Source organism: Paenibacillus apis (genome assembly GCF_018333295.1).
Taxonomy (GTDB): Bacteria; Bacillota; Bacilli; order Paenibacillales; family Paenibacillaceae; genus Fontibacillus; species Fontibacillus antibioticophila.
The window spans coordinates 1-748 of the sequence record NZ_BORS01000050.1; the positions used below are offsets into that span (position 1 = coordinate 1).

Annotated in this window: 1 protein-coding gene; it reads left to right on the forward strand. The window is 40.1% G+C overall.

Going from position 1 to position 748, the window contains the following annotated elements:
• The first annotated feature begins 132 nt into the window (after positions 1–132).
• Positions 133–621, forward strand: coding sequence for an IS200/IS605 family transposase (gene tnpA / locus KI362_RS25220; RefSeq protein ID WP_212944493.1), 489 nt, complete (start codon positions 133–135; stop codon positions 619–621).
• Positions 622–748 lie beyond the last annotated feature (127 nt).

A 748-nucleotide genomic window follows, 5' to 3' on the forward strand; every position in this document is an offset into this window, starting at 1 on the left:
TTGTCAAAAGAAAACCATACGCTATGCGTATGGTTCAGGAGAGCTTCCAGCGATGTACCAAAAAAATTCCTCCCGATGTTACAATAAATTTGGTTCGCCAACCGAATTTATCGAACAACAGGAGGAATACAGATGCCATCTGATGTGAACAGTTTAGCACATACGAAATGGAATTGTAAGTATCACATCGTATTTGCCCCAAAGTACAGAAGACAGGTGATATACGGAAGGCTAAAGCAAGATATTGGGAAAATACTACGGCAATTATGCGAAAGAAAGCAAGTAGAAATAATTGAAGCGGAAGCGTGCAAAGATCATATACACATGCTAGTAAGTATCCCACCCAAATTAAGTGTATCCGCATTTATCGGATATTTAAAAGGAAAAAGTAGCTTAATGATTTTTGAGCGACATGCGAACTTGAAGTATCGTTATGGAAATCGGAAATTTTGGTGCAAGGGTTTTTATGTGGATACGGTGGGAAGAAACAAAAAGGTAATTGAAGAATATATACGAAATCAGTTACAAGAAGACATCATTGCGGATCAAATGACGATGGAGGAATACCTGGATCCATTTACAGGAGAAGAAATCAAAGCTAATCGAAAGAAGAAAAAATAGCAACCCCTTTAGGGGTAGCTAAAAAAGTAGTGCGGTTGGCGGATCATTCAGTGCCCTTTCAGGGCTGGCCAGTAACAAAGGCTTTCAGCCGCAGAGCAAACCACCCGTTATACGGGTGGTGCTGATT

Excerpts from the sequence above, each read along its gene's own strand:
- tnpA (WP_212944493.1), top strand. The coding sequence starts at position 133 with ATGCCATCTGATGTGAACAGTTTAGCACATACGAAATGGAATTGTAAG.